Consider the following 21,319-nt stretch of genomic DNA (forward strand, 5'->3'; position numbering starts at 1 on the left):
AAACATCAAACTTATGACATAACTTTTGTTCAAATTATCATATCCAAAGGAGATCAACATGTCACGAATCAAAATTTTTACAGACAGCACCAGTGATCTGACCCCATCGTGGATTCAAACGTATGACGTTGGAATTATTCCGCTCTATGTTGTATTTGGCGAGGAATCATTAAAAGACGGTGTTGAGATTAAACCGGAGCAGCTATATGAGCGCGTAAGTAGGGATGGTCGTCTCCCCAAAACAGCTGCGCCTTCTCCAGCGGATTTCATGACGGCATTTCAGCCATCCATAGACCAAGGGGATGATATCCTGTATATCAGCTTATCCTCTGAACTTTCTTCTACATATCAAAATGCCCTGCTCGCCAGCTCTGAATTCCCAGAAGGGCGAATTTCCGTTATAGATTCCTTGAATCTCTCATCCGGAATTGGACTGCTTGTCATGAAAGCAGTTCATGCAGCTCAGAATGGTCAAACATTATCAGAGATCACACATTTGATCGAAGCCCTCAAACCCAATGTGCGAACTGAATTCGTCATTGATACGCTGGAGTATTTACATAAAGGCGGTCGATGCTCTGGCATGCAAAATCTAATTGGCAGTCTGCTGAAGATTCGCCCCGTGATTCGAGTAACAGATGGTAAAATGGCTCCCGCTTACAAAGTTCGCGGTAAACGCGAAAAGGCTCTGGAGCAAATGCTGCAGAACACGTTAAGCAATAAGGAGCAGATTGATAAGGATCTGGTTATCGTTGTGCATACGATGGCAGAAGAAGATGCGCTTGATTTGCAAAAGTCACTTCAAGAACAGACAGGCGCTCGTGTAGAGCTAGCTACCGCAGGATGTGTAGTCTGTAGTCACTGTGGTCCCAAAACGATCGGTATTATTTATAATACCGCATTGTAACATCTGAATGTCACATTCCAGATGAAGTGGTGCTGCTTCTATAACGATTCTATATTAACAAAGTAAAGGGCATCCTTAGTTATAGCTGAGGATGCCCTTCTGTATTCAAGCAGATAATATTTTTCTAAATTCTTATTTTGATGCAATTTATCTCAACGTCAACGTTTGCCCAAAACAACAGTTGATCCTGTCTCAACCTGTCATTAAACTCCATTAGTAGCTTTTTGTTTTGAGATCATCCAAGTGTTTAAATACATATCCTTGTCGACGCGCTTCATCAATAATGGAACCGAGTGCTTCTGTGTTATCTTTGGAAACCGAGTGTAACAGAATAACCGCTCCTGGATGCAGCTGTTTCAGCACTTGTTGACGTGCATAATCCGCGCCTCGTTGTACATTGGTATCCCAGTCTTTATACGCCACAGACCAGAATACATTCACATATCCCTGTGCGTGACTCTCTGCAAGTGTACGATTATTGAAAATGCCTCGCGGCGGACGTAAGAAACTCACTTGTTGTCCCGTTAATCGATTGATTTCAGTCTTGACTTGATCCAGCTCTGTTCGGATCTTATCATTCGAGATTCTAGTCATGTCTGGGTGGCTCCAGGAATGGTTGCCGACAACATGGCCTTCAGCTGCCATTCGTTTTACCAGCTCCGGCTGATCCTTCAGATAATGTCCTGTAACAAAGAAAGCCGCAGGCACTTTTTTATCCCGAAGTACATCCAGAATCGCTGGTGTAAACCCATTTTCATATCCGTTATCAAACGTGAGGTACAATTCTTTTTGCTTCGTATCCCCTAAGAAGATGGCATCATTTTGCTCTAAAATCGCCTTAAAACCTTCTTGATCGATCGAAGGTAACTGTCCATTTTGACTTTTTTTGAATCCGAAATGATATGCTCCGGTCACCGGCGATGCTTCAATCTGTGCCGGCAGCGTGCAGGTTGCTACTATCGCTAACAGCACGTAAAGCACCAATCGCTTCATCCAACTCGCCCCTGTTCCTGAGTATTGTTTATTTAATACAAACACCTACAGGTAATATGCCTCAGGGACAGCAAATATATGTATTTGGGTTCTTAGTAACAGTATATGGCTTCATGAACGTATTGGACAAATTGTTGAAGTTCTGCACCGGGTAGTAAAGAAAACTGGCATTGTTTAACGTCTTTTTTGATCATGTCCAATTGAACTCCCCTTTCAGAACGCGTCACCTTGAGGTCTATGTCCATTGCACCCGATAACGTAATCGTTAATGTATCTTCGCTGAGAGAATGAGAGGACATATGCTTCATCCAATCTTGCAACTGAAGTAACACTTGAATATCGAGGTAAAATTCATATATGGCTCCCCCGCGCACCTTACCCTCTATCAACTGTTTATGCATCATGACGATATGGAAGCGACGGTCTATAATTTCATACTCAAACTGCGTTGTTGATTGCGGAGAATATAGCGTAACACGTTCGTGGCAGCAATAGTCTTCATCCTTTTGCACACCTAGTAGAGATACTTGATCCGTAATAACTCTATAAATGGCACCTAAATCTTCTCCATTGGTCAGGAATGAACAGTCATCCATATGAAATGAAATTCCAAGGTGATCTTGTCCGATTTTTTGAATAACTAATTTGCGTTTAACGCCATCACTGCATTTTATACGCAGGGAAGATGAGAGCGTACTCCCAACGATCATCTTTGGGGTCAACAATTTTTGCAGCTTTTGCATCTGTTTAATCTCCATGACAAAAGCATATGACCCTGATGTATGAAGCGTTTCGTATGTATGTGCCAAATAGAATAATAAGCCTCGCTTGATCGAAACGATCTGCATATAGGTTTCTTGATTTTGCTGAGAATGCCATGTCGTAATACTTACTTTCATACAAAGAAACCTCCACCTAAGCTGTTACTGCTTTAAGCCTTCAATTCGATATAGTTCAATTCAACCTCATATAGTATACCAAAAAAAGAGTCCCTCGGAGCCTGAGATTCCGATGACTCTTCCTCGTTTAACTAAGCGCTGGCTTGAGCTTTCTCCACCTCTTGTAAACTTGTGCTCTTGGTATGCTCTGTCCTAATCCATACACGCTTCGTAAAAGTAACCAACGCCCATATAAATAATGGAATGTAGGAATAACTAATGAAGAGCAGACTTGCATAAGATTTGAATAGATTGATCTTGTGAGATGCATCTCGGAGCGCAATACCAATATACACTACATTAAATAGAATCATCGCTCCATATAACCACATCGGCACAAATGGATCATACAATTGGTTTCCAAATACCAGAGTTATATAAAACATCACACTCATTGCTGTAGCGACAACTACTTTCCCTGGGTTAAGAAGATACATCGCCCCATCAATCGCTGACATGTCACGCTTCGTGATACCTCTCCAGATCAGTGGAAAAGCATATTTGAAACATACGTCCCAATGCCCCCGAGCCCAACGTAAACGCTGAACACAGCTGAACCAGAAATTCGTTGGTTTCTCGTCATACACTTTGGCGTAATGAGACCAATGGGTTTTAACGCCTTTCAACAATGCCTGCATGGTGAACTCTAAATCTTCGGTTAAGCTGCGCGCAGTCCAACCGATCTCGTTAAACAATTGGCGTTCCACGCAGAATCCTGTGCCACCAATTGCATTTCCGAGCCCCAATCGAGATTTGGCTAACTGCCACGAGCGATTCATCATATAATAACTGGTTGCATAAGACATCGTAATAAAATTATCCTTAGGATTCTTTGTATCCAGATAACATTGAATGATCCGGTGGCCTGCGATGAGATGGTTATTCATTTCTTTAAGGTAGTTCGGAGTTACCAAGTTATCTGCATCAAAAACGCAAATTCCTTCATAATCATCAAGGTCGATCATATCTAGTGCGTATTTCATCGCATACGGCTTGCCTTTAGGTTCACCAGGCATATAATAGTGTTCCAGCACAATGACTTCCTTTTCACGACCAATATCGGCGGTGCGATCAGAGCAATTATCGGCAATGAGACAAATATCGAATAACTCCGCTGGATAATCAATCATCTTCAGATTGTCTAGTAGATCTCCGATCACAACCTCCTCGTTATGAGCAGGAACAAGTAGCAAAAACCGACTCTTTGCAGCACGCATTTCCATCGGTTTCGCTTTGCCGAATCCAAACAACGATATGATAAACCAATACCCAAACCAGATTAAAATCACGACCTGCAGCGCGATCAAAATTGAACTTAACATGCTCCCTATGATCTCTCCATTCCATACCATATTATGATGCAGAAATAGGTTGTTACTTGAGAATAAATACCTTACATAGCCTATGATTGATAGGTATAATTTGATGCTACAATCTTGAAAAGATGTTAAAATATTATACATATTCTACATAGGAAGAGGCGGATGTCTGTGACGAGAGAAGAACGTAATATTACCTGGCAACAATCCAGCTTAGATCGACAAGAACGCGAGTATCGCAATGGTCACCGCAGCCGTACACTGTGGTTCACAGGTCTTTCCGGTGCAGGGAAGTCCTCCCTTGCCTTTGCGTTAGAGAAGCATCTGTACGACGCAGGAATACGTTGTTATGTGCTGGATGGGGATAATGTGCGTCATGGACTTAATCGGGATCTTGGTTTTACCGCCACGGATCGTCAAGAGAACCTACGCCGTATTGGTGAAGTATCTAAGCTGATGGTGGATGCTGGACTGATTGTTCTCTCAGCTTTTATTTCTCCTCACGCAGAGGATCGCGAAATGGTCAAGCAGTTATTTGAGCCTGGTGATTTTATTGAAATCTATGTTCGTTGTTCTATTGAGGAATGTGAGCGGCGTGATCCCAAAGGTTTATACAAGAAAGCTCGTAACGGGGATATCCCCCATTTCACTGGAATCTCCGCACCTTATGATATTCCTGAGGAACCTTCGCTCATTATCGATACGGAACTGCTCTCTTTGGACGAAGCTGTAGCTGAGATCGTAAGACATCTAGAGCAGACCGGTTCTCTACAACTTCCTCTGTCTACAACCACGAACCGGAACGGATAAACTCATATGGCAGTTTTTATGTTCAAAGATTGAAGGTAGAAGGTATTACGTTGTATGTGTCAGTTCGCAGACACATGTTAAAGATATGAGGCGCAGCTATAGTCTGCGCCTCTTTACCATGCACAACATGAAATAATGCTTACACCCTCTCAACACCTATTGCCCTCCACCTACTGACCTACTACTCCTGCCTGCATGTTGAGCAACTTACTGAAGGTTCCTACAGGATCGGTGGACAGCTGCTGGTAGCCGCCCTGCTGAATAACCTGGCCTTCATCCAGGACAATGACACGATCGGCTGTACGAATAGTAGACAAACGATGGGCAATAACGATGATCGTCACATGCCCTCTTAAGCGTTCGAGCGCTTCATGAATATGTTGTTCATTTTCACTGTCTAATGCACTTGTCGCTTCATCTAATACCAGCATGGAAGGATTGCGTAACATCACACGAGCAAGCACTAACCGTTGACGTTCACCGCCGGATAACCTTATGCCACGATCACCAATAACCGTATCTAGACCCTGTGGTAATTTACGTACAAAGGACGCCGAAGACGAGAACTGCAACGCTTGCCACATCTGTTCTTCGCTGGCTTCTGGGTCAACTAAACGTAAGTTTTCACGAATGCTGGTATGAAACAAAAATGGATCTTGGGGCACATACCCAATGGAGCTTCGCCATGCAAGCAATGAGCTTTCGGTGAGAGGTTCACCATCAATAAGAATCTGACCACTCTCTGGTCGAATCAGACCCATAATAAGATCGATCAGAGTACTCTTTCCCGCACCAGATTTACCTACAATAGCCGTCATGCCTTTAGCCGGGACTGTGACATTCGCTTCACGAAGAGCATACGTATTACTTCCTTCATAACGATAATTCACATGCTCACAGCTAATGGAGCGCAGTAATTCCAAGGGCTGAATGGGACGCATATCCTCCACCATACCACTTGTGCTCACTTGGGCTTGGGCTTTCATCCGCATGGAACGCGGACCAGGACTGGACTTATCAGAGTCAGGCTGATATGCCGCACCTGTGAGGGTATTATGTATTTCACGACTTTTCTCCGTCTCCAGCTGTAACTCACGAACAATCCGAAATGCGGGCAGCATGGAGCTGATATACTCCAGATTAGACTGGATCGAAGTGAATCTCGGCCACAAACGAGAGAAAATAAGAATAATAAGCAGCAGACTTGCTGGGGGTACATTTAGGACACGCATCGAGAGATAGATGAACGCAGCAATAATTACGGCTGAAGATACCTTGTGGATAAACTGAGTTCCACTATTAAGCTTGCTAAACTGGATAACATTACGCTCGATTCGTTTGCACATGCCGTCAAACCAATTAATATGAGAATTTTCGAGCATGTTACTTTTGATATCTTTTATCCCGTTAAAATGTTCTGTTAACCCGTGGTAATAATGTTGCGAGAATTCAGATGTCTGATCTCCGATTTGCTTAGCACGTTTGACGAACTTCCTTAGAACGAAGAACAGCACTAATCCACAAACCAGTACAAGTGTGGTTAGTTTGGCTGATAACCAGAAAGCAAGACCGATCTGAATACCCGTAAAGATTAACGAGGCCGCCATTTGCAGCATAATATTCGTACCTTGGCTAACCCGTGCCAGTTCAGTCGTTAATATATGGTTAAAATCGGATTTTCTTTTTCGGAGAAAAAAAGGCCAGCCCGCCGCGAGGATTGAACGATAGGTTTCTAGGCGTAGTGTCCGTATAAACTGCTGCTGGATTTTGGTGTTTCGAATCGTCTGCAGACGCTGCAACCATGCCTGACCTGAGAGGATAACAACAAAAGTTATAAGTACCAGGAGCAACTGATTGTTCTGAGATAACCCACTTAAGGCATCAGAGATCCACGGGATCTGAATACCGGCCGAATTCAGCTGGAATACTCCAATTAAGCTCAACATCGGAACTAACATATAAATGCCGATGCCTTCCATCAAGCTGATACTGATCATCCCCAGTAGATTCCAATAGAGTACGGGTCCAGTTACACTACGTAATTTACGCATATAAAATTGAAGTTCTGAGAGCATCGTGTTATCCCCTTTCCGCCATCGTGTTCCTTTTCATTCGACGCCAGAACCAGAGGAACGGACGTAACGGAAAATATAAAAAGTGCAAATAACGTGGAAGCGGAAACTGTTCCACATCCCAAGTGCTTGGATACAATCGTTCAATGAAAAAAAACATTTTCTGTCTCCGACTTCTCAGCGCAAACAGATAGGACTGGTAACTCTTCACGTGTGCAGGGCTTTCAACCATCTCATGCATAAACAGCACACCGTGTCTTGCAAGCCGATCTCCTGTCTTGGAATTCAGGGATAACAGCGTATGATAGCTCGAATTCAGAGGTGTATTCAGCAGAGCTGAGACTAATCGCAGAGCTTGCGTTCCAATCGCCATACGTCCCTCCGCTTTCAGACGTTTCGTTAGAAGATTCGTATCCATCGGCATCGTACGGATCATCTGATCAATATCCAAGAGCCAGCGTAATCGGAACCAGCCGTGTCTTGCACCATGTGTCACCAGGTAAACCCATAGATCTTCTCTCTCCAGCATTCGAACAGGAGTTTGAGTATACGGGCTCAATCGGCTTCGTTTCCACAACACCTCAAAATCTGACTCTTTGCCGGAATCTGGATTCAGGCGCCAATGAACCTCTACCTGTGTTCGTTTGACCGGATGCATATAACACACATGATGTTCTCGCCATTTCCAGCTCTGAACTGCGGTAATACGTCTGCCTTCCTTCGTTACATACCCAAGGGTCTCTAGCACTTCCTCTGCGGCTGCTACATTCTCCAAAGGAATAAGGATATCCAGATCCTTCGATGTACGCATCGATATCTCGCCATACAGATCGTGAGCGAGAGCTGGTCCCTTCAGTGTGATATTCCGAATTCCTTGTCCAGCCAAGGCACTGCATACATGCTCCATCTCTGCTGTTAGATGTAACATGCGAAATGTATTCGCCGTGTACTCCTGCCTGAAACTTTCCACAACGTTTGCTGGAACAAATGACATATTGCCATGTTTGATCTTTAGATATAGCACCGAATACAGCCGATGATGGTATACCAAGCGCATAAATAGATTCCAATCGATGTTCTCAGCCATCGCTTCTAGTGCTGATGGTTGAGTAGTTGGATCACTTTGGATCATGAACAACATCAGCTTGAGTTCCTGCGGGAACCCCGTTGTATAATCTTCAAATTCAAGATTCATAGACAATCTCCCCAGATCCCTTCTCTGAACATTGTTTGCCAAACACACCAACTACGGTGTATTGATCCATCGTGTCAGCTCCAGTCACGATCAGTTTCCCACTTCTGAGCCAGGCGTGAGCCATCATCTGTCCTTCTTTATTCCGAGCAGTTCCCATATAGAGCGTACTACTAATGTTTCGACGTTCTAGCATTTTCATTGCAGCAATAGCCATAACGAGACATCGGCTTTGCCAGGGTGTGATTTTGCTTGCGAGCATAATCGCTTTAGACACATTCCGTAAGGTGACGATTTGACTACGATTCAGACCAGTCATCGGGGTTTCATGCATGGGGATGCCGAGCCCTGGAGCAATTTTGGCGAATGGCATTGCTTTGAGAATGCGCGCCAGTCCGAGATAGAAGAATGCTTCCCACAACATAAGACGTAGAGTCCGTGTCAATGAGAAGTACGCTTTGATTTTGCGAACCATTTTCCGAAACATTCTCTATGCTCCACGGGTGACGTTAATTAATCCCTCACGGGTCAAATGCTCCAAAAACTGAACAACCTGTACACGGCAAATCTCAGGCTCAATCTCATACTCGGAGGCAAGTGCATCCACCAGCTCCGCCAATGTGCGCTCTTCCGCAATCAACTCCCAGATGTGTCCCCCTGTACTGCCCAGATTGTAATATCTGCCACTTTGAATGCTCATCATGACCTTCTCACCGCCCATATCACTGACGAGATGGCCTTCCTTCTGTACAAAGCGATCCTGCTCTTGGATTGGTTGGGTCATATTCATTGTTCTGTATACACTCCTTTGCGTACATGGTCTATGATCCGATCTACCATTTCAAACGCCGTAAAATCAGAGCCTGACCTCGTAATTCGGTGAACTTCTATACTTGCCGACAACCTAGAGACGGTCTCGAACAACCATTGTGCGAGTCCTTGACGTGATACAAGCGTGCTTCGAAACGTATGTGTACACAATAGATGCAACCGCTCCAATCCCGTGACTTCTGTCATTTGAATGCTTGCTGAAGCTTCCTCCGGCCTCGGGTCTAATTCGAATATTCCCGCAAGAGGAACAGCCCGATCATGAAAATAATGCTGAACAGGTATCGCATATTTTGTTACCTCAGCATGAATGGTTGCATAGTTCTGTTCGTTCATCCCGAAACCATCTAAGCTAGATTGCCATAATTTCTGTTGAGGATATCCCGGCGATACAATGGCTCTTCCGCCTGCATCCCACGTCAGTGCAACCACATCATCGGTCATAAGCGGGTAACCGCGTGAGGCAAGTGCGGCCGATAATGTAGACTTTCCTGCACCAGAGTGACCAGCAAATGCATAAGCCCATCCATCAATGACTACAGCACTCCCATGAAGTGGAAGTATGCTACGCTGCATCATAATGACAGCCATACATGTGCCCAGAATGTATAAACGAACTTTTTTCTCTTCAGCTCCCGGTTCAGGAGATACCAGGATACGCTGTCCTTGCTCCATGAAGAAGAGTCCTGTTCCAGCTACCCGAAAAAATAGGCTTCCTACTCTGCATACAAAATTACTTTCCCCCACATCCCATGACTCCCACAGGGCAGTTAAGTCGGTGGACTCTATGTAAACGTCCGTGGTCTTCGTCATCAGTTCATGACCGTTTGGCACAATCCGGAGCTCGGGCATGTGAATCTGGCTTATCCAGTGTAATCCATAAGCTTCATAACGCAGAGACAACATAAACGCCTCCTCTTGGCAAGTTATTAAACATGCATATTCAAAGCATCTGCTTGCAGCAGTAAGCATAAGAGCTAACGTATTTTTGAACGGTACGGCCTCTTAAAAAAAAGTAAAAAAAGCCCTTATATTGGTGTTGCTTAATATAAGGGCGGAGGCGAAAAGAAAGCTATTGCCTTTCCGCCCTTTAAGTATAATGACAATGCTTATAGCTTCTTACTTAGGAAACAGGTGGATCATACAGATCAGCATCGTGTTCTGTGATCCAGTCGATTTGTCTGTAACCTTTACCTGCGAGGGTTTGGTTTACTTCCAAAACTTCAAGTGCTGGAGCTTGCCATTGCTTTTTTTCGATTTGCATTGTGTTCACCCCCTTTCATGAGTGCATGTTGGATTAGGCACCAATCAATAGCACCATCCGGTATCAGAATTGCCGGATATACCGATACACAATGAGGCTATGCATCATTAAGCGCAAGTCAGGATGCGATGCAAGCTCAGGACGAGGCTGAGGTATGTTTTGAAGAGCTGCATAGATTCGATCCGTGTTTAATATGCCAGCTACTCGACTATCAGAACACAATGCCCGAATTTCACTTGTGAATGCTCCCCAATCCGGAATCATGCGATGTAACCAATCGGCTGGCTGAACACCTCGTACACGCTGATTCAGTCTCACATTATCCGGTAACTCGGGTGACGTTGCCCGGCGGATTAATGATCGGTCTGTACCTTGATTAACATACTGCTCAATCGGTACAGAGAGACAAAACTGTATCACACGTGCATCACTCGTAGGATCTCGTTCCCAGGCACGATAACGGAGTGAACATTTTGTTGCCATTGCCCCATTTTTGCTCGCAATCGCCAGATTGTTGAACTTCTCTGCTCTCACTTTCAGGGCGTCTGCCTGGGCGCCACCTTGTAGCACAACCAGTGAGCCCAAACGATCCAACACGCCTGTTTTTTGGGCGAATTCAGGATGAATCAATTGATTGGTTGCGTGTGGAATTCCACCACTTCGAGATGACTGAAATCGCTCTGGATACGCCTTCTGCGCTGTGATTCGAGCAATCCGTGAAAATTTCATCCCTGTACGTTCACTATATTGCTTCATTTCTTTGAATAGTCTCACCCAGCGTCCACTTCGCATTAAGCTTGCGTAATATTCTAGTGCCGGTCCCCAAGAGATCGTAAAGTTGCCCCTTGCTCCAGTGAGTAAAACGCCCGCATCCTGCTCACTGGCCTTTTCGTAAAAGCCGCGAATCCAGAACGAATTTTCAAAAAATTTATACGGCATCTCCATCATCTCAAGCCATGTATCCACTTCACTGAAGGGACTTCTGCCTTCAAAATCCAGATAATTCTCCGAAATGTTGCCTACATGATTCACCGTAGATCGAATGAAAGGTCGTTCATCTGCAAGCAATGTTTTGGGTGTATAATCTTTGAAATCAGACACAGGCACATAACTATAGGCGTTCAGCTTTTTCCCTTGGCTTCGCAATGTACCTGAGGCAAAACCAACAACCGCTCCTGAGTCAAGGCCACCACTTAAGGCAGCAGCGACTTGCCGATGAGTCCGCAATCGTGTGCTTACAGCTTGTGCAAAAACATCACGGAATGCTTCTACATACTCTCCATCCGATTTGAGGCGAAGTGGTTCAACCTCATCCCAGCGATGATACTGATTCAACTCGACCTTACCGTCTCGAAAAAGTAACGTATGAGCCGGAGGCAGTTGCCTCACACCCCGATATGCAGTCAATTGAATGTCTGCTGCGCCATGCATTGCGGGGATCGCGAGAAACTCAGATAACCAGGATTCGCTTAATTCTTTGGAAACACCCTCCAAAGACAACAGAGGATTCATTAGGGTGCAGAAGGCAAAGCGCTGTCCATCATGGCGATAGTACAGGGATCTCATGCCCGTAATATCTCTAGCCGCAAACAACGTACGCTTGCGATCATCCCAGATAGCAAAAGCAAAGTCTCCAAGCAGTTTGCTTGTCACATCTGTCTGCCATCGTTGATATGCTCTTAGAATTAACTCACTATCTGCCAACTCGGCTAACTCTCTTCTGGATATCTGCAATTGGTCTGCTAATTGCTCCCGATTGTCCAAGATAGCATCAGCGGTAATAGAGAGGCCGCTAGCCTCGTCATATAAAGGTATTTTTTCATGAACTGACTCTGGTGTAATCCACTGTGCATGACAGCTTAGGAATGCTTCATTGCCTTTCCACACCCCTGTCGTGTCTGCTGGAATATGACCCAAGCTGGCATACAACCGCCAACTATCTTCCCACAATGCTTCTTGACCCTCGGTGTGAACAATCCCCGCAATGGCGCTCATGACTTTCCTCCCCGTAGAATCTTGCGCTGGGATGCCCAGGCACTAAGCTGATGACCAAATGGAATCAAGGATTTGATCCGCTGTATCTTGCTTTGCGTCGAGGCTAGTTGCAGCTTTAATCTCTCGCGCTCGTTATATCCTCGCTCTAACCGATGATCCGCAGCCCGTAATGCAGCTTCCAATTGCCTTATCGTTGCTAATGCAGCTAGCGTTGGATCGGGTGCTGATGCTTGCTGTGTATCTGTGGCATCTGTTCTTTCATGTTCGGACCGTACTGCTGCAGCTTCAGGCTTTATTCGGTAATGAGGCTGCCACTCACATCCGGTTGCTTTTGTGAATTGACGTGTAAGTCGTTCCACAATTTCTTGATCTGCACTGGCTTCATAACGTACACCCGTCCACTGCTCCGCTTCCTCTAACTGCTGGCTGTACCCCATTCGATGAAACAAATCTGCTCCAATGGTTCGGCAATATAGCTCAACTTCTTGACGATCAAGTATACTTTTCCAGTTGTTAATTGAATCCTTGTGTGCTTCCTGATGTGATGCCAAGAACGGATCGCCTACACCCATGCTGTAGAACATATTGGATTTCGTCGTATCCACAAACCGTCCATATTGCTCCATGCCCTCTTCATAGGCGATCCCGAGAAAGGTACATAGCTTCTCCAGTTCGTCCTTGGGGCTTGCGACGAGTTGTTCATACTTTATCTCATAAGCTTGAGGATGCTCTACCTCAAAGTAATCATTTAGTCTGAGCAAACCTAAGGTCAGGTCAACGGCTCTCATATTCAATTCGGGACTTTGTAAACTCTGAATGAGTTCGAATCCATTGCCTGAGTTACGGTTAACTTTTTTGAATGATGCAGCAATGGAAAGTGGATTACGCTGGAGATGAATTCGCTTGGACTGTGGAAAGAGACGATCAAGCCATTCCAGCATATAATAGTAACGCGGAGATTTATCTACAACGAAGTCTGCCCCGCTGCCTTGTAGGAAACCATTATAGATTTCTAGGGCGAATCTTCGACATGCTTGTTCAAATACATCCTCAGACACCATCGCGCTATAGAACTGACGAATGATGGCATTCCCACCATAGGGGCGAGGTTCTGCTTTGGCCAGATCAACCAGACTCATTAGGAACCACATCTCTTGCGTGGCAAATATGCGGCTGTGATTTTGTAACATGACGGTGGAGAGTGAACTTCCACTGCGAGGGACACAAAGTAAAAATACAAGTCCGTTACCTTGAATATCTACCAATGGCATCCTCTCCTTTTGTTTATATAATAAGCATGCAGTTGGTATACTCAAGAAAGCTCGAGGATCAGACGTGATTTCGTATGCCTAGACAATATATGTACTTTCGACAACGTTTTTGATACGTTATGTATTCATAGTTTTACTCTATGATACAAAATGTATCATGTCAATCTTTTATTTTCAATTTTTCATAATTTTCGTGCGAATCTTCGTTGCTACCGTTGTTGAATCACCCCTCCATACCTATTCCGGTCATCTTCTCATTTATGACTTGTCGCCAAATAAAAAAACTCCAGGATCTGTTCAACGAATGAACTGACCTGAAGCTCTATAGGATTATGAGATGGATTCCAGTGACAGATAGGATTCATAATCTCATGTTTAGCTGATATGTGAATTGAACTATAGAATATTTACACTTGCCACTCCGATGACAGAACAACCTTCCGATCGCTGTTATCCCAGTGCTACGCTTGAAGTTATCCTGATACATTGATATCTGATCCAACCTTGAGCGCGTGTCTGCCCCACTGCTTCTGATCCTCCTGGTCCGCAAGCTGAGCATCCGTGATTCCCTGCTGTACTTTGACCGTTAACAAGAAGGCGATGCCTGCAACAAAGAAGAAAATTAAAGACAGTATCCCCCAGCGACTTGAACCCGTTAATTGACCTACCAGTCCGAACACAAACGGTCCAAAGATAGAGGAAAATTTGCCTGTTATGTTGACGAATCCAAAATACTCCCCTGTCCTGCCAGAAGGCATCAGATTACTGAACAAGGAACGGGCCGTAGACTGACTGACGCCCTGTACCACACCAACAAGCCCGGCAAGTATATAGAAATGAAGCGCCTCTGTCATGAAATAACCGAGAATAACGATACATATGTACACCGACAAGCTTACCAGCAATATTGGTTTAGCTCCCCAACGCTGTGCCCAAGCCCCCAGTAATAACGTACATGGGAAACCAACAAATTGGGTGATTAACAGCGCAAGCATTAGATCCGTAGTCCCAATACCGATGCTTGTCCCATAAATAGTCGCCATCAGGATAATGGTATTAATTCCATCATTAAAAAACCAAAAGGCAACCAACATCCGTATTAATTGAGGAAAACGTAACATCTGTTTGAAGGTTTGACGTAGTCTGCGTGCACCTACTCGGGCATATCCTCCCCATGATTGTGGTAAATCTCTTGCCGCAGGACGGCGTGGAGCGAAGCGGAAGATTGGGATAGAAAACAGCAACCACCAGATCGCTACAGAGACAAAGGCAAGCCGAGTACCTGCTAATGTACTGTCCAAGCCAAACCAGCTTGGCTGTTGTATCATTAACAAGTTGAGTGCTAACAACAAACCTCCGCCGATATAACCATATGCATACCCCTTCGAAGAGATCATCTCACGCCGTTCGATCGGTACAAGATCAGGCAACATTGCATCATAAAATGTATTACCGCCTGCAAAACCTATCGTAGAAATAATAAGCAGTACGGATGCCAGAAGCCAGTCTCCTTCTCCTACAATACTGAATCCCAGTGTAGCCATTATGCCTATTAAGGCAAATACTCGCAGGAAGTCCCCTTTACGTCCCGATAAATCGGAAAGCGTGCCTAATAAAGGCGTGAGTAAAGCTACGCATAACATACCAATGGAATGCGTGTACGCCAAATAAGACGCGGCTGTATCCGCATCTAGTGTCGCTGCTGCTACTGAAGCATAGAAGACAGGAAGCACAGCCGCTAGCACTGTTGTTGCATAAGCCGAATTAGCCCAATCATACATAATCCAAGCTTTAACCGCCCGTTTCTCCAAATAAAACCCTTCCTTTGCATACATCCTCATATGGGATGCCGGATCAATTCCATTTCGAGGTTGTTCCAAATGTCCGTTATGGCTTATAAAACACACCTTGTAACAACGAACTTTATGAACTCGCACCTTTCTATTCTAAAGGAAGTTTATCATACTTGTTCCCGCTTTTTGTAAATTATCGCAATGAAATCGTGCTACAACATGTATTCCAATCAAAATAGTCTAAAAAGCCCTTAACGTCCCACAGGATGCGACTATTCCGAATGATTCAATGCTACTCGCTTCATAAATGTATCATTTTATATGCTCTCTCATCACATATCGTCCCCGCCCGTGAATATACTTAATTACCGACAGGCCAAACTGTGCCGCGTAATCAATGGGGGGTGCCTACATGTCAAATTCACACCAGCCTTACTCGTTCGTCGTATCCCGGGAAGATTGGTCGCTTCACCGCAAAGGGTACCAGGACCAACAGCGCCATCAGCAAAAGGTTAAAGATGTCATTAAGCAAAATCTTCCGGATCTAATCACGGAGGAAAACATCATCATGTCTGATGGAAAACAAATCATCAAGGTACCAATCCGCAGTCTGGATGAGTACCGTTTTGTGTATAACTACCAGAAGCAAAAACATGTGGGGCAAGGTGATGGTGACAGTCAGGTCGGTGACGTCATCGGTCGTGATCCTGCGTCGCAGAAGCCAGGAAAAGGCGAAAAAGCCGGCGATCAGCCCGGTCATGACATCGTGGAAGCGGAAGTTAGCATAGAGGAATTGGAAGATATGTTATTTGCAGAACTGGAGCTTCCAGATCTGAAACAGAAGGACAAAGATCTCATCGAGACACATACGGTCGTCTTCAACGATATTCGCAAAAAAGGAATGCAGTCTAACATTGATAAGAAACGAACCATTTTGGAGAACTTACGCCGAAATGCAACAACGGGCAATCCCGGCATTCATCACATCAGTCCTGACGATCTGCGGTATAAGACGTGGGAAGATAAGATCATTCCACAATCCAACGCTGTCATTATTGCGATGATGGATACTTCAGGGTCGATGGGCTCTTTCGAAAAATACTGCGCACGCAGCTTCTTCTTCTGGATGACTCGTTTCCTGCGTCGTCAATATGAGAAGGTCGAAATTGTGTTTCTTGCTCATCATACCGAAGCTAAAGAGGTCACCGAAGAGGAATTCTTCACCCGCGGCGAGAGCGGGGGCACCATCTGTTCCTCCGTATATATGAAAGCACTGGATATTATCGATTCACGTTACCCTCCTTCCAGCTACAACATCTATCCTTTTCATTTCTCTGATGGGGATAATCTAACCTCTGACAACGAGCGTTGTGTGAAGCTGATCGGCGAGTTAATGAAACGAAGTAACATGTTCGGTTATGGAGAAGTGAACCAATACAATCGCAGCAGTACACTCATGTCTGCTTATCGCCATATCAAGATGGACCAGTTCATGTATTATGTGATCAAAGAAAAAGGCGAAGTATACAAAGCTTTGCGCAGCTTTTTTCAGAAACGCGAAGGAGGCAGTGTAGGATGACCGATGAAATCCGCGACCTTGAATATGCCATTGCCGAAATTATGGAGATTGCCGATGGATTCGGCCTAGATTACTACCCCATGCGTTACGAAATTTGCCCGTCAGACATCATCTATACCTTTGGCGCCTATGGCATGCCTACTCGTTTCAGCCACTGGAGCTTTGGCAAAACCTTTCATAAGATGAAGATGCAATACGATTTTGGACTTAGCAAAATATACGAGCTTGTGATCAACTCTAACCCTTGTTACGCCTTCTTGCTCGACGGAAACTCCCTTATTCAAAATAAACTCATTGTGGCACACGTGCTTGCGCACTGTGACTTTTTCAAAAACAATGCCCGCTTCTCTAAGTCAAACCGAAATATGGTCGAGAGCATGGCAGCGACAGCCGACCGGATCAGCAACTATGAGATGGAATACGGTACGGAGGCCGTGGAAGCCTTCATCGATGCTGTCATTGCCATTCAGGAGCATGTTGATCCACAGCTCATCAAGCCCCGTCAATTGGACAAACAACGTTACATGGAAATGAAGATACGTGAACAGCGTGGGGAGAAAGCGCCTAGACCCGAAGGGCGTTATGACGATTTATGGGCTCTGGACGATAGACAGGATGAGGCAACTCCTGCAGATGGAATTAAAGTCCATCACTTCCCCCCTGAGCCGGAAAAAGATGTGATGTGGTTCATCCAAGAGTTTTCCGAAGTGTTAACGGATTGGCAGCGGGATATCATGAGTATGATGCGCGAAGAAATGCTTTATTTCTGGCCGCAGATGGAAACCAAAATCATGAACGAAGGCTGGGCTTCGTACTGGCATCAACGCATTATACGCGAATTGGATCTCAGTAGTGAAGATACCATTGAATTCGCCAAGCTGAATTCCTCTGTCGTGCAGCCGTCCAAACAAAGCCTGAATCCATATTATCTAGGACTTAAAATATTCGAGGATATTGAGCACCGATGGGATCATCCATCTAAGGAAGAGCGGGAACGCTTTGGACGCAAACCGGGTATGGGTCGTGCCAAAATGTTCGAGGTTCGTGAGTTCGATTCAGACACCTCGTTTATCCGCAATTACATGACCAAACAATTAACGGAAGACCTTGACCTATACGTTTTTGAGAAAAAGGGCCCAGACTGGAAAATCACCGACAAGTCTTGGGAAAACATACGCGATCAGCTTGTATTCTCACGCGTGAACGGCGGCTCTCCTTACCTCGTTGTTCAAGACGCAGACTATTTGCGAACCGGCGAGCTTGTCCTCAAACATCAATATGAAGGCATTGAGCTGGATCTTAAATATATGGAGCGCACCCTCCCTTATCTCTACAAGCTATGGGGGCGCACAGTGCATCTGGAAACCCGTGTAGAGGATAAACCAATCTGGTTCACCTATGATGGCAAGAAGCACCATCGCAAGTTTATGTGATATGTCCTCACTTTGATTACTTAATGAACCCGAGTGGATTTAATTATTCACATTCTTTTTTTATCCAATATGTATGATCAACAAATAAAGCGGCAAGTCCCTGTAGAATAACGGAGACTTGCCGCTTGGCATGATGTTATAAAAATAGGAATATAGCTAGTGAAGCCTCAATCCCACAATTTCAAAACCAATTCTAAGATTGATCTTCTAACCGCAGTGGAACAAAAAAGTGATGTTCGACCTCTTGAGCTGGCAAGGGACGACTGAAGTAATACCCTTGAATCTCTTTGCAGTCATTCTGCATTAAAATATCCAATTGTCCCTTGGTCTCAATGCCTTCCGCAATAACTTCCATCTTCAAATGCTGAGCCATCGAGATAATCGTTGCGACAATCGCCTGATCACTCCGATTCTCCGTAATATCGGTAACAAATGAGCGATCAATCTTCAGCTTATGGATTGGATAATGCTTCAAGTAGCTTAGCGAGCTGTATCCTGTACCAAAATCATCAAGGCTGATCTTCACGCCGAGCGAGGTAAGTTCGTTAAGAATTTCCGCAGATACAGAAGCGTCCATCATCATGCTCTCTGTAATCTCCAGTTCTAGATATTTGGCTTCCAGCCCAGTCTCAAGCAGCGCATGTTGAACCTGCTCTAACAGGTTAGCCTGATGGAATTGCAGGCTGGATAAGTTAACCGAGACTGGAATGAGTGGCCCACCAGCTTCATGCCATTGCTTCATCTGTCTGCAGGCTTCCCGCAGCGTCCAGTTCCCAATCGCATAGATCATACCTGTCTCCTCAGCGAGTGGAATGAAGACATTCGGTGGCAGAATTCCTTTGTGTGGGTGGTTCCAGCGAATGAGTGCTTCCACACCAATCATCCGGCTGTCCTCCGTCCGAATCTGGGGCTGATAATATAACACCATCTCATCGCGTTCCAGCGCCTTACGCAAATAGCCTTCCAGTTCAATTCGCTCATACAACTCTGAATCAAGTTGGGTGGTATAGAATTGAAAGCCGTTCTTGCCATTTTTCTTCACTTCATACATAGCGGTATCCGCATGTTTCAATAAACTATCCGCTTCTGTACCATGATCGGGATACATCGCAATGCCAATACTTGCAGTAACATAGAAGTCATTCTCTTTTAGACGGTATGGTAATTGAATCGCACTGACGATTCGCTCTGCAAGTTCAGCCACGCCAATCTCATTCCTCTGATCATTAGCAACAACTAATGTGAATTCATCCCCGCCCATACGAGCTAACATAACATTATCCTCGGCTTTGGGATCCCAGGCTTGCATCGCAGCCATGATCCGATCACTAACCTCTTGCAAGAAGATATCTCCGATGGAGTGACCCAGCGAATCATTAATCATTTTGAAACGATCAATATCCATCACCATAACTGCAAATTGTTGACCTGTTAACTCAGAGGAGGCAATAGTTGCGGCCAGTACATCATCCAGCTTTCGCCGGTTGGGCAACCCTGTAAGCGAATCATGCAGAGCTTGATGAAGAATGTGCTCCTGTGCCTGCTTCTCCTCTGTAACATCCTTGATTAAAATATGACTGCCCATATGATTCCCCTTGATCAACACAGGCACAACGCTTATATGCAAATCTCGCAACCGCCCATCCATGACCCTCATCGTTGCGTTGTAGTTCTGCTGATCCAGACAACCCTCTCCCCAAGCCACATCCTGCATATCGTTTTGCCAATAGATTTCAACATGTTCGAGAGTATGATCAATACGCCGATTGATCACCTCTTGCTCTTCATACCCTGTTATACGAGTAACGGCAGCATTAATGCCTTTGACGTAGCCTTCTCGATCCACAGAAATAATAGCATCGGAATGGTTGTGATACAGCGCTTGGTACCATTGTTCATTCTCATGGATACGCTGGTCTTTTTGAGAGAGGCGTTGATTGAAGAAAATACCGAATAACGTAAAGCCCAACGTAACAAACGTGCCAGCTGCAATTAAATAAGCGAGCATGTCGGGGTTCATCTGCATGCCTGAGTGTTTTACCATGACATGTCCATTCTGAAATTGCGCGGCAGACATCCCCGTATAATGCATTCCCGTTATGCCAATCGCCATAATAAGTCCACTGCCCAGCTTGTACACCCAGGTCGAACGTGAATGTTGATGCCTGAAAAAAAACATAAGCCACAATGCAGCAAAGGAAGCCGCTGCCGCGATCAATATCGATAAGATCACCTTAGACAGCTGATACGTAATTGAAGCGGACATCGCCGACATCCCCACATAATGCATACTGCTGATCCCGACAGTCATGAGCAAGCCAGCAACAATGAGCTGCCTCATCGACACTGACTCTTGGCCAGCGATATGTAAAGCCACACCAGATGCAATGATGGCAAGCAGAACGGAAAGTGTTACTCCACCCGTTGAATAGGAAACGTGCATCGGGAGGGTGAAGGCCAACATGCCCACAAAATGCATCGACCAAATCCCTAGTCCCATCGACATCGCACCACAGGTGAGCCACACGTTTCTTGGCATCCCCTTGGCCAAGCTTACCCGCCCTGCAAGATCAAGCGCTGCGTACGAAGCTACTGCTGCAATAACGTAAGATAAAATAACAAGTTCCGAGTTGTACGTTCCATGTATGTGCTCCACTACGTCTTTCCTTTCAACCGGCAAATGTCTTGTATGTATGTTAAAAGTAAAAAAAGAAGCGAGTGCTCTGTCCCGGTGACAGGCACTCCCTTCACTTCATTTGACTTGTAACCACAAACTCCAGCAAGCGGATCCATTACGTATCCTTAGCTATATGCACATCTGAAACCCGTTTAATATTGATGTATATAGTCTAATCGTCCTACTCTCGAAAATCAACACTTATTTCCATATCTATTGTCTGCCAATTCATTGAACCGGACACGAAT

At 45.0% G+C, this 21,319-nt stretch carries 17 protein-coding genes; 4 read left to right on the forward strand and 13 right to left on the reverse strand.

Features of this window, described 5'->3' with window-relative positions:
- Positions 1-58: 58 nt before the first annotated feature.
- Positions 59-907: a DegV family protein gene (locus ASD24_RS17910; RefSeq protein ID WP_056698384.1), complete on the forward strand. Its 849-nt coding sequence runs from the start codon at positions 59-61 to the stop codon at positions 905-907.
- 213 nt (positions 908-1,120) lie between these two features.
- Here the strand turns inward: ASD24_RS17910 and pdaA are convergent, their stop codons facing one another.
- The 3 genes from pdaA to ASD24_RS17925 form a co-directional block, all read right to left on the reverse strand.
- The gene (gene pdaA, locus ASD24_RS17915) at positions 1,121-1,900 is read right to left on the reverse strand and encodes a delta-lactam-biosynthetic de-N-acetylase (protein ID WP_056698387.1); all 780 of its coding nucleotides are present in this window, start codon (positions 1,898-1,900) and stop codon (positions 1,121-1,123) included.
- A 92-nt stretch (positions 1,901-1,992) separates the two neighbouring features.
- Positions 1,993-2,799, reverse strand: a complete 807-nt coding sequence (locus tag ASD24_RS17920) for a hypothetical protein (RefSeq protein WP_056698389.1) — start codon at positions 2,797-2,799, stop codon at positions 1,993-1,995.
- Between the two features lie 131 nt (positions 2,800-2,930).
- Positions 2,931-4,160, reverse strand: a complete 1,230-nt coding sequence (locus ASD24_RS17925; RefSeq protein ID WP_056698392.1) for a glycosyltransferase family 2 protein — start codon at positions 4,158-4,160, stop codon at positions 2,931-2,933.
- Between the two features lie 162 nt (positions 4,161-4,322).
- On the opposite strand from ASD24_RS17925, the gene cysC reads away from it, so the two are divergent.
- Positions 4,323-4,967, forward strand: a complete 645-nt coding sequence (gene cysC / locus ASD24_RS17930; RefSeq protein WP_056698396.1) for an adenylyl-sulfate kinase — start codon at positions 4,323-4,325, stop codon at positions 4,965-4,967.
- 170 nt (positions 4,968-5,137) lie between these two features.
- Here cysC and ASD24_RS17935 read toward each other — a convergent pair whose 3' ends face one another.
- The 9 genes from ASD24_RS17935 to ASD24_RS17970 all read right to left on the reverse strand — a co-directional run bounded on the left by ASD24_RS17935 (position 5,138) and on the right by ASD24_RS17970 (position 15,400).
- Positions 5,138-7,042 (reverse strand): ABC transporter ATP-binding protein, encoded by a 1,905-nt coding sequence (locus ASD24_RS17935; protein ID WP_056698399.1) that lies wholly within the window; start codon positions 7,040-7,042, stop codon positions 5,138-5,140.
- A gap of 4 nt (positions 7,043-7,046) precedes the next feature.
- Positions 7,047-8,234 (reverse strand): nucleotidyltransferase domain-containing protein, encoded by a 1,188-nt coding sequence (locus ASD24_RS17940; protein WP_056698402.1) that lies wholly within the window; start codon positions 8,232-8,234, stop codon positions 7,047-7,049.
- Positions 8,224-8,718 (reverse strand): lasso peptide biosynthesis B2 protein, encoded by a 495-nt coding sequence (locus ASD24_RS17945; RefSeq protein ID WP_235540649.1) that lies wholly within the window; start codon positions 8,716-8,718, stop codon positions 8,224-8,226. Before ASD24_RS17945 ends, ASD24_RS17940 begins: the two co-directional genes overlap by 11 nt.
- A 3-nt stretch (positions 8,719-8,721) precedes the next feature.
- A complete protein-coding gene (locus tag ASD24_RS17950) occupies positions 8,722-9,021 on the reverse strand; it encodes a lasso peptide biosynthesis PqqD family chaperone (RefSeq protein ID WP_056698404.1) in 300 nt (99 codons plus the stop codon).
- On the reverse strand, positions 9,018-9,965 hold the full coding sequence (locus ASD24_RS17955) for a hypothetical protein (protein ID WP_056698407.1): 948 nt from the start codon (positions 9,963-9,965) through the stop codon (positions 9,018-9,020). Before ASD24_RS17955 ends, ASD24_RS17950 begins: the two co-directional genes overlap by 4 nt.
- 217 nt (positions 9,966-10,182) lie before the next feature.
- Complete coding sequence (locus tag ASD24_RS30370) at positions 10,183-10,323, reverse strand: paeninodin family lasso peptide (protein WP_174715277.1); 141 nt, start codon at positions 10,321-10,323, stop codon at positions 10,183-10,185.
- A 63-nt stretch (positions 10,324-10,386) separates the two neighbouring features.
- Entirely contained in the window at positions 10,387-12,318 is a 1,932-nt protein-coding gene (locus ASD24_RS17960; protein ID WP_056698412.1) for an asparagine synthase-related protein, read from the reverse strand.
- On the reverse strand, positions 12,315-13,589 hold the full coding sequence (locus ASD24_RS17965) for a sulfotransferase family protein (RefSeq protein WP_082560449.1): 1,275 nt from the start codon (positions 13,587-13,589) through the stop codon (positions 12,315-12,317). Before ASD24_RS17965 ends, ASD24_RS17960 begins: the two co-directional genes overlap by 4 nt.
- Before the next feature lie 473 nt (positions 13,590-14,062).
- Entirely contained in the window at positions 14,063-15,400 is a 1,338-nt protein-coding gene (locus ASD24_RS17970; protein WP_056698419.1) for an MFS transporter, read from the reverse strand.
- 394 nt (positions 15,401-15,794) lie between these two features.
- Between ASD24_RS17970 and yhbH the strand changes: the two genes are divergently transcribed.
- Complete coding sequence (yhbH, locus tag ASD24_RS17975) at positions 15,795-16,961, forward strand: sporulation protein YhbH (protein ID WP_056698424.1); 1,167 nt, start codon at positions 15,795-15,797, stop codon at positions 16,959-16,961.
- Complete coding sequence (locus ASD24_RS17980) at positions 16,958-18,394, forward strand: SpoVR family protein (protein WP_056698427.1); 1,437 nt, start codon at positions 16,958-16,960, stop codon at positions 18,392-18,394. Before yhbH ends, ASD24_RS17980 begins: the two co-directional genes overlap by 4 nt.
- Before the next feature lie 193 nt (positions 18,395-18,587).
- Here ASD24_RS17980 and ASD24_RS17985 read toward each other — a convergent pair whose 3' ends face one another.
- The gene (locus ASD24_RS17985) at positions 18,588-21,050 is read right to left on the reverse strand and encodes a bifunctional diguanylate cyclase/phosphodiesterase (protein ID WP_056698429.1); all 2,463 of its coding nucleotides are present in this window, start codon (positions 21,048-21,050) and stop codon (positions 18,588-18,590) included.
- Positions 21,051-21,319: the final 269 nt, after the last annotated feature.

The sequence above is a fragment of the Paenibacillus sp. Root52 genome (genome assembly GCF_001426865.1).
In the GTDB taxonomy this organism is placed as follows: domain Bacteria; phylum Bacillota; class Bacilli; order Paenibacillales; family Paenibacillaceae; genus Paenibacillus.

Bases quoted from the DNA above. Each gene is read 5' to 3' on its own strand.
- ASD24_RS17965 (WP_082560449.1), bottom strand. From the start codon at position 13,589: ATGCCATTGGTAGATATTCAAGGTAACGGACTTGTATTTTTACTTTGT.
- ASD24_RS17920 (WP_056698389.1), bottom strand. From the start codon at position 2,799: ATGAAAGTAAGTATTACGACATGGCATTCTCAGCAAAATCAAGAAACC.
- ASD24_RS17950 (WP_056698404.1), bottom strand. From the start codon at position 9,021: ATGAATATGACCCAACCAATCCAAGAGCAGGATCGCTTTGTACAGAAG.
- ASD24_RS17945 (WP_235540649.1), bottom strand. From the start codon at position 8,718: ATGTTTCGGAAAATGGTTCGCAAAATCAAAGCGTACTTCTCATTGACA.
- ASD24_RS17940 (WP_056698402.1), bottom strand. From the start codon at position 8,234: ATGAATCTTGAATTTGAAGATTATACAACGGGGTTCCCGCAGGAACTC.
- ASD24_RS17955 (WP_056698407.1), bottom strand. From the start codon at position 9,965: ATGTTGTCTCTGCGTTATGAAGCTTATGGATTACACTGGATAAGCCAG.
- pdaA (WP_056698387.1), bottom strand. From the start codon at position 1,900: ATGAAGCGATTGGTGCTTTACGTGCTGTTAGCGATAGTAGCAACCTGC.
- ASD24_RS30370 (WP_174715277.1), bottom strand. From the start codon at position 10,323: ATGCAAATCGAAAAAAAGCAATGGCAAGCTCCAGCACTTGAAGTTTTG.
- yhbH (WP_056698424.1), top strand. From the start codon at position 15,795: ATGTCAAATTCACACCAGCCTTACTCGTTCGTCGTATCCCGGGAAGAT.
- ASD24_RS17910 (WP_056698384.1), top strand. From the start codon at position 59: ATGTCACGAATCAAAATTTTTACAGACAGCACCAGTGATCTGACCCCA.
- ASD24_RS17960 (WP_056698412.1), bottom strand. From the start codon at position 12,318: ATGAGCGCCATTGCGGGGATTGTTCACACCGAGGGTCAAGAAGCATTG.
- ASD24_RS17925 (WP_056698392.1), bottom strand. From the start codon at position 4,160: ATGTTAAGTTCAATTTTGATCGCGCTGCAGGTCGTGATTTTAATCTGG.
- ASD24_RS17935 (WP_056698399.1), bottom strand. From the start codon at position 7,042: ATGCTCTCAGAACTTCAATTTTATATGCGTAAATTACGTAGTGTAACT.
- cysC (WP_056698396.1), top strand. From the start codon at position 4,323: ATGTCTGTGACGAGAGAAGAACGTAATATTACCTGGCAACAATCCAGC.
- ASD24_RS17980 (WP_056698427.1), top strand. From the start codon at position 16,958: ATGACCGATGAAATCCGCGACCTTGAATATGCCATTGCCGAAATTATG.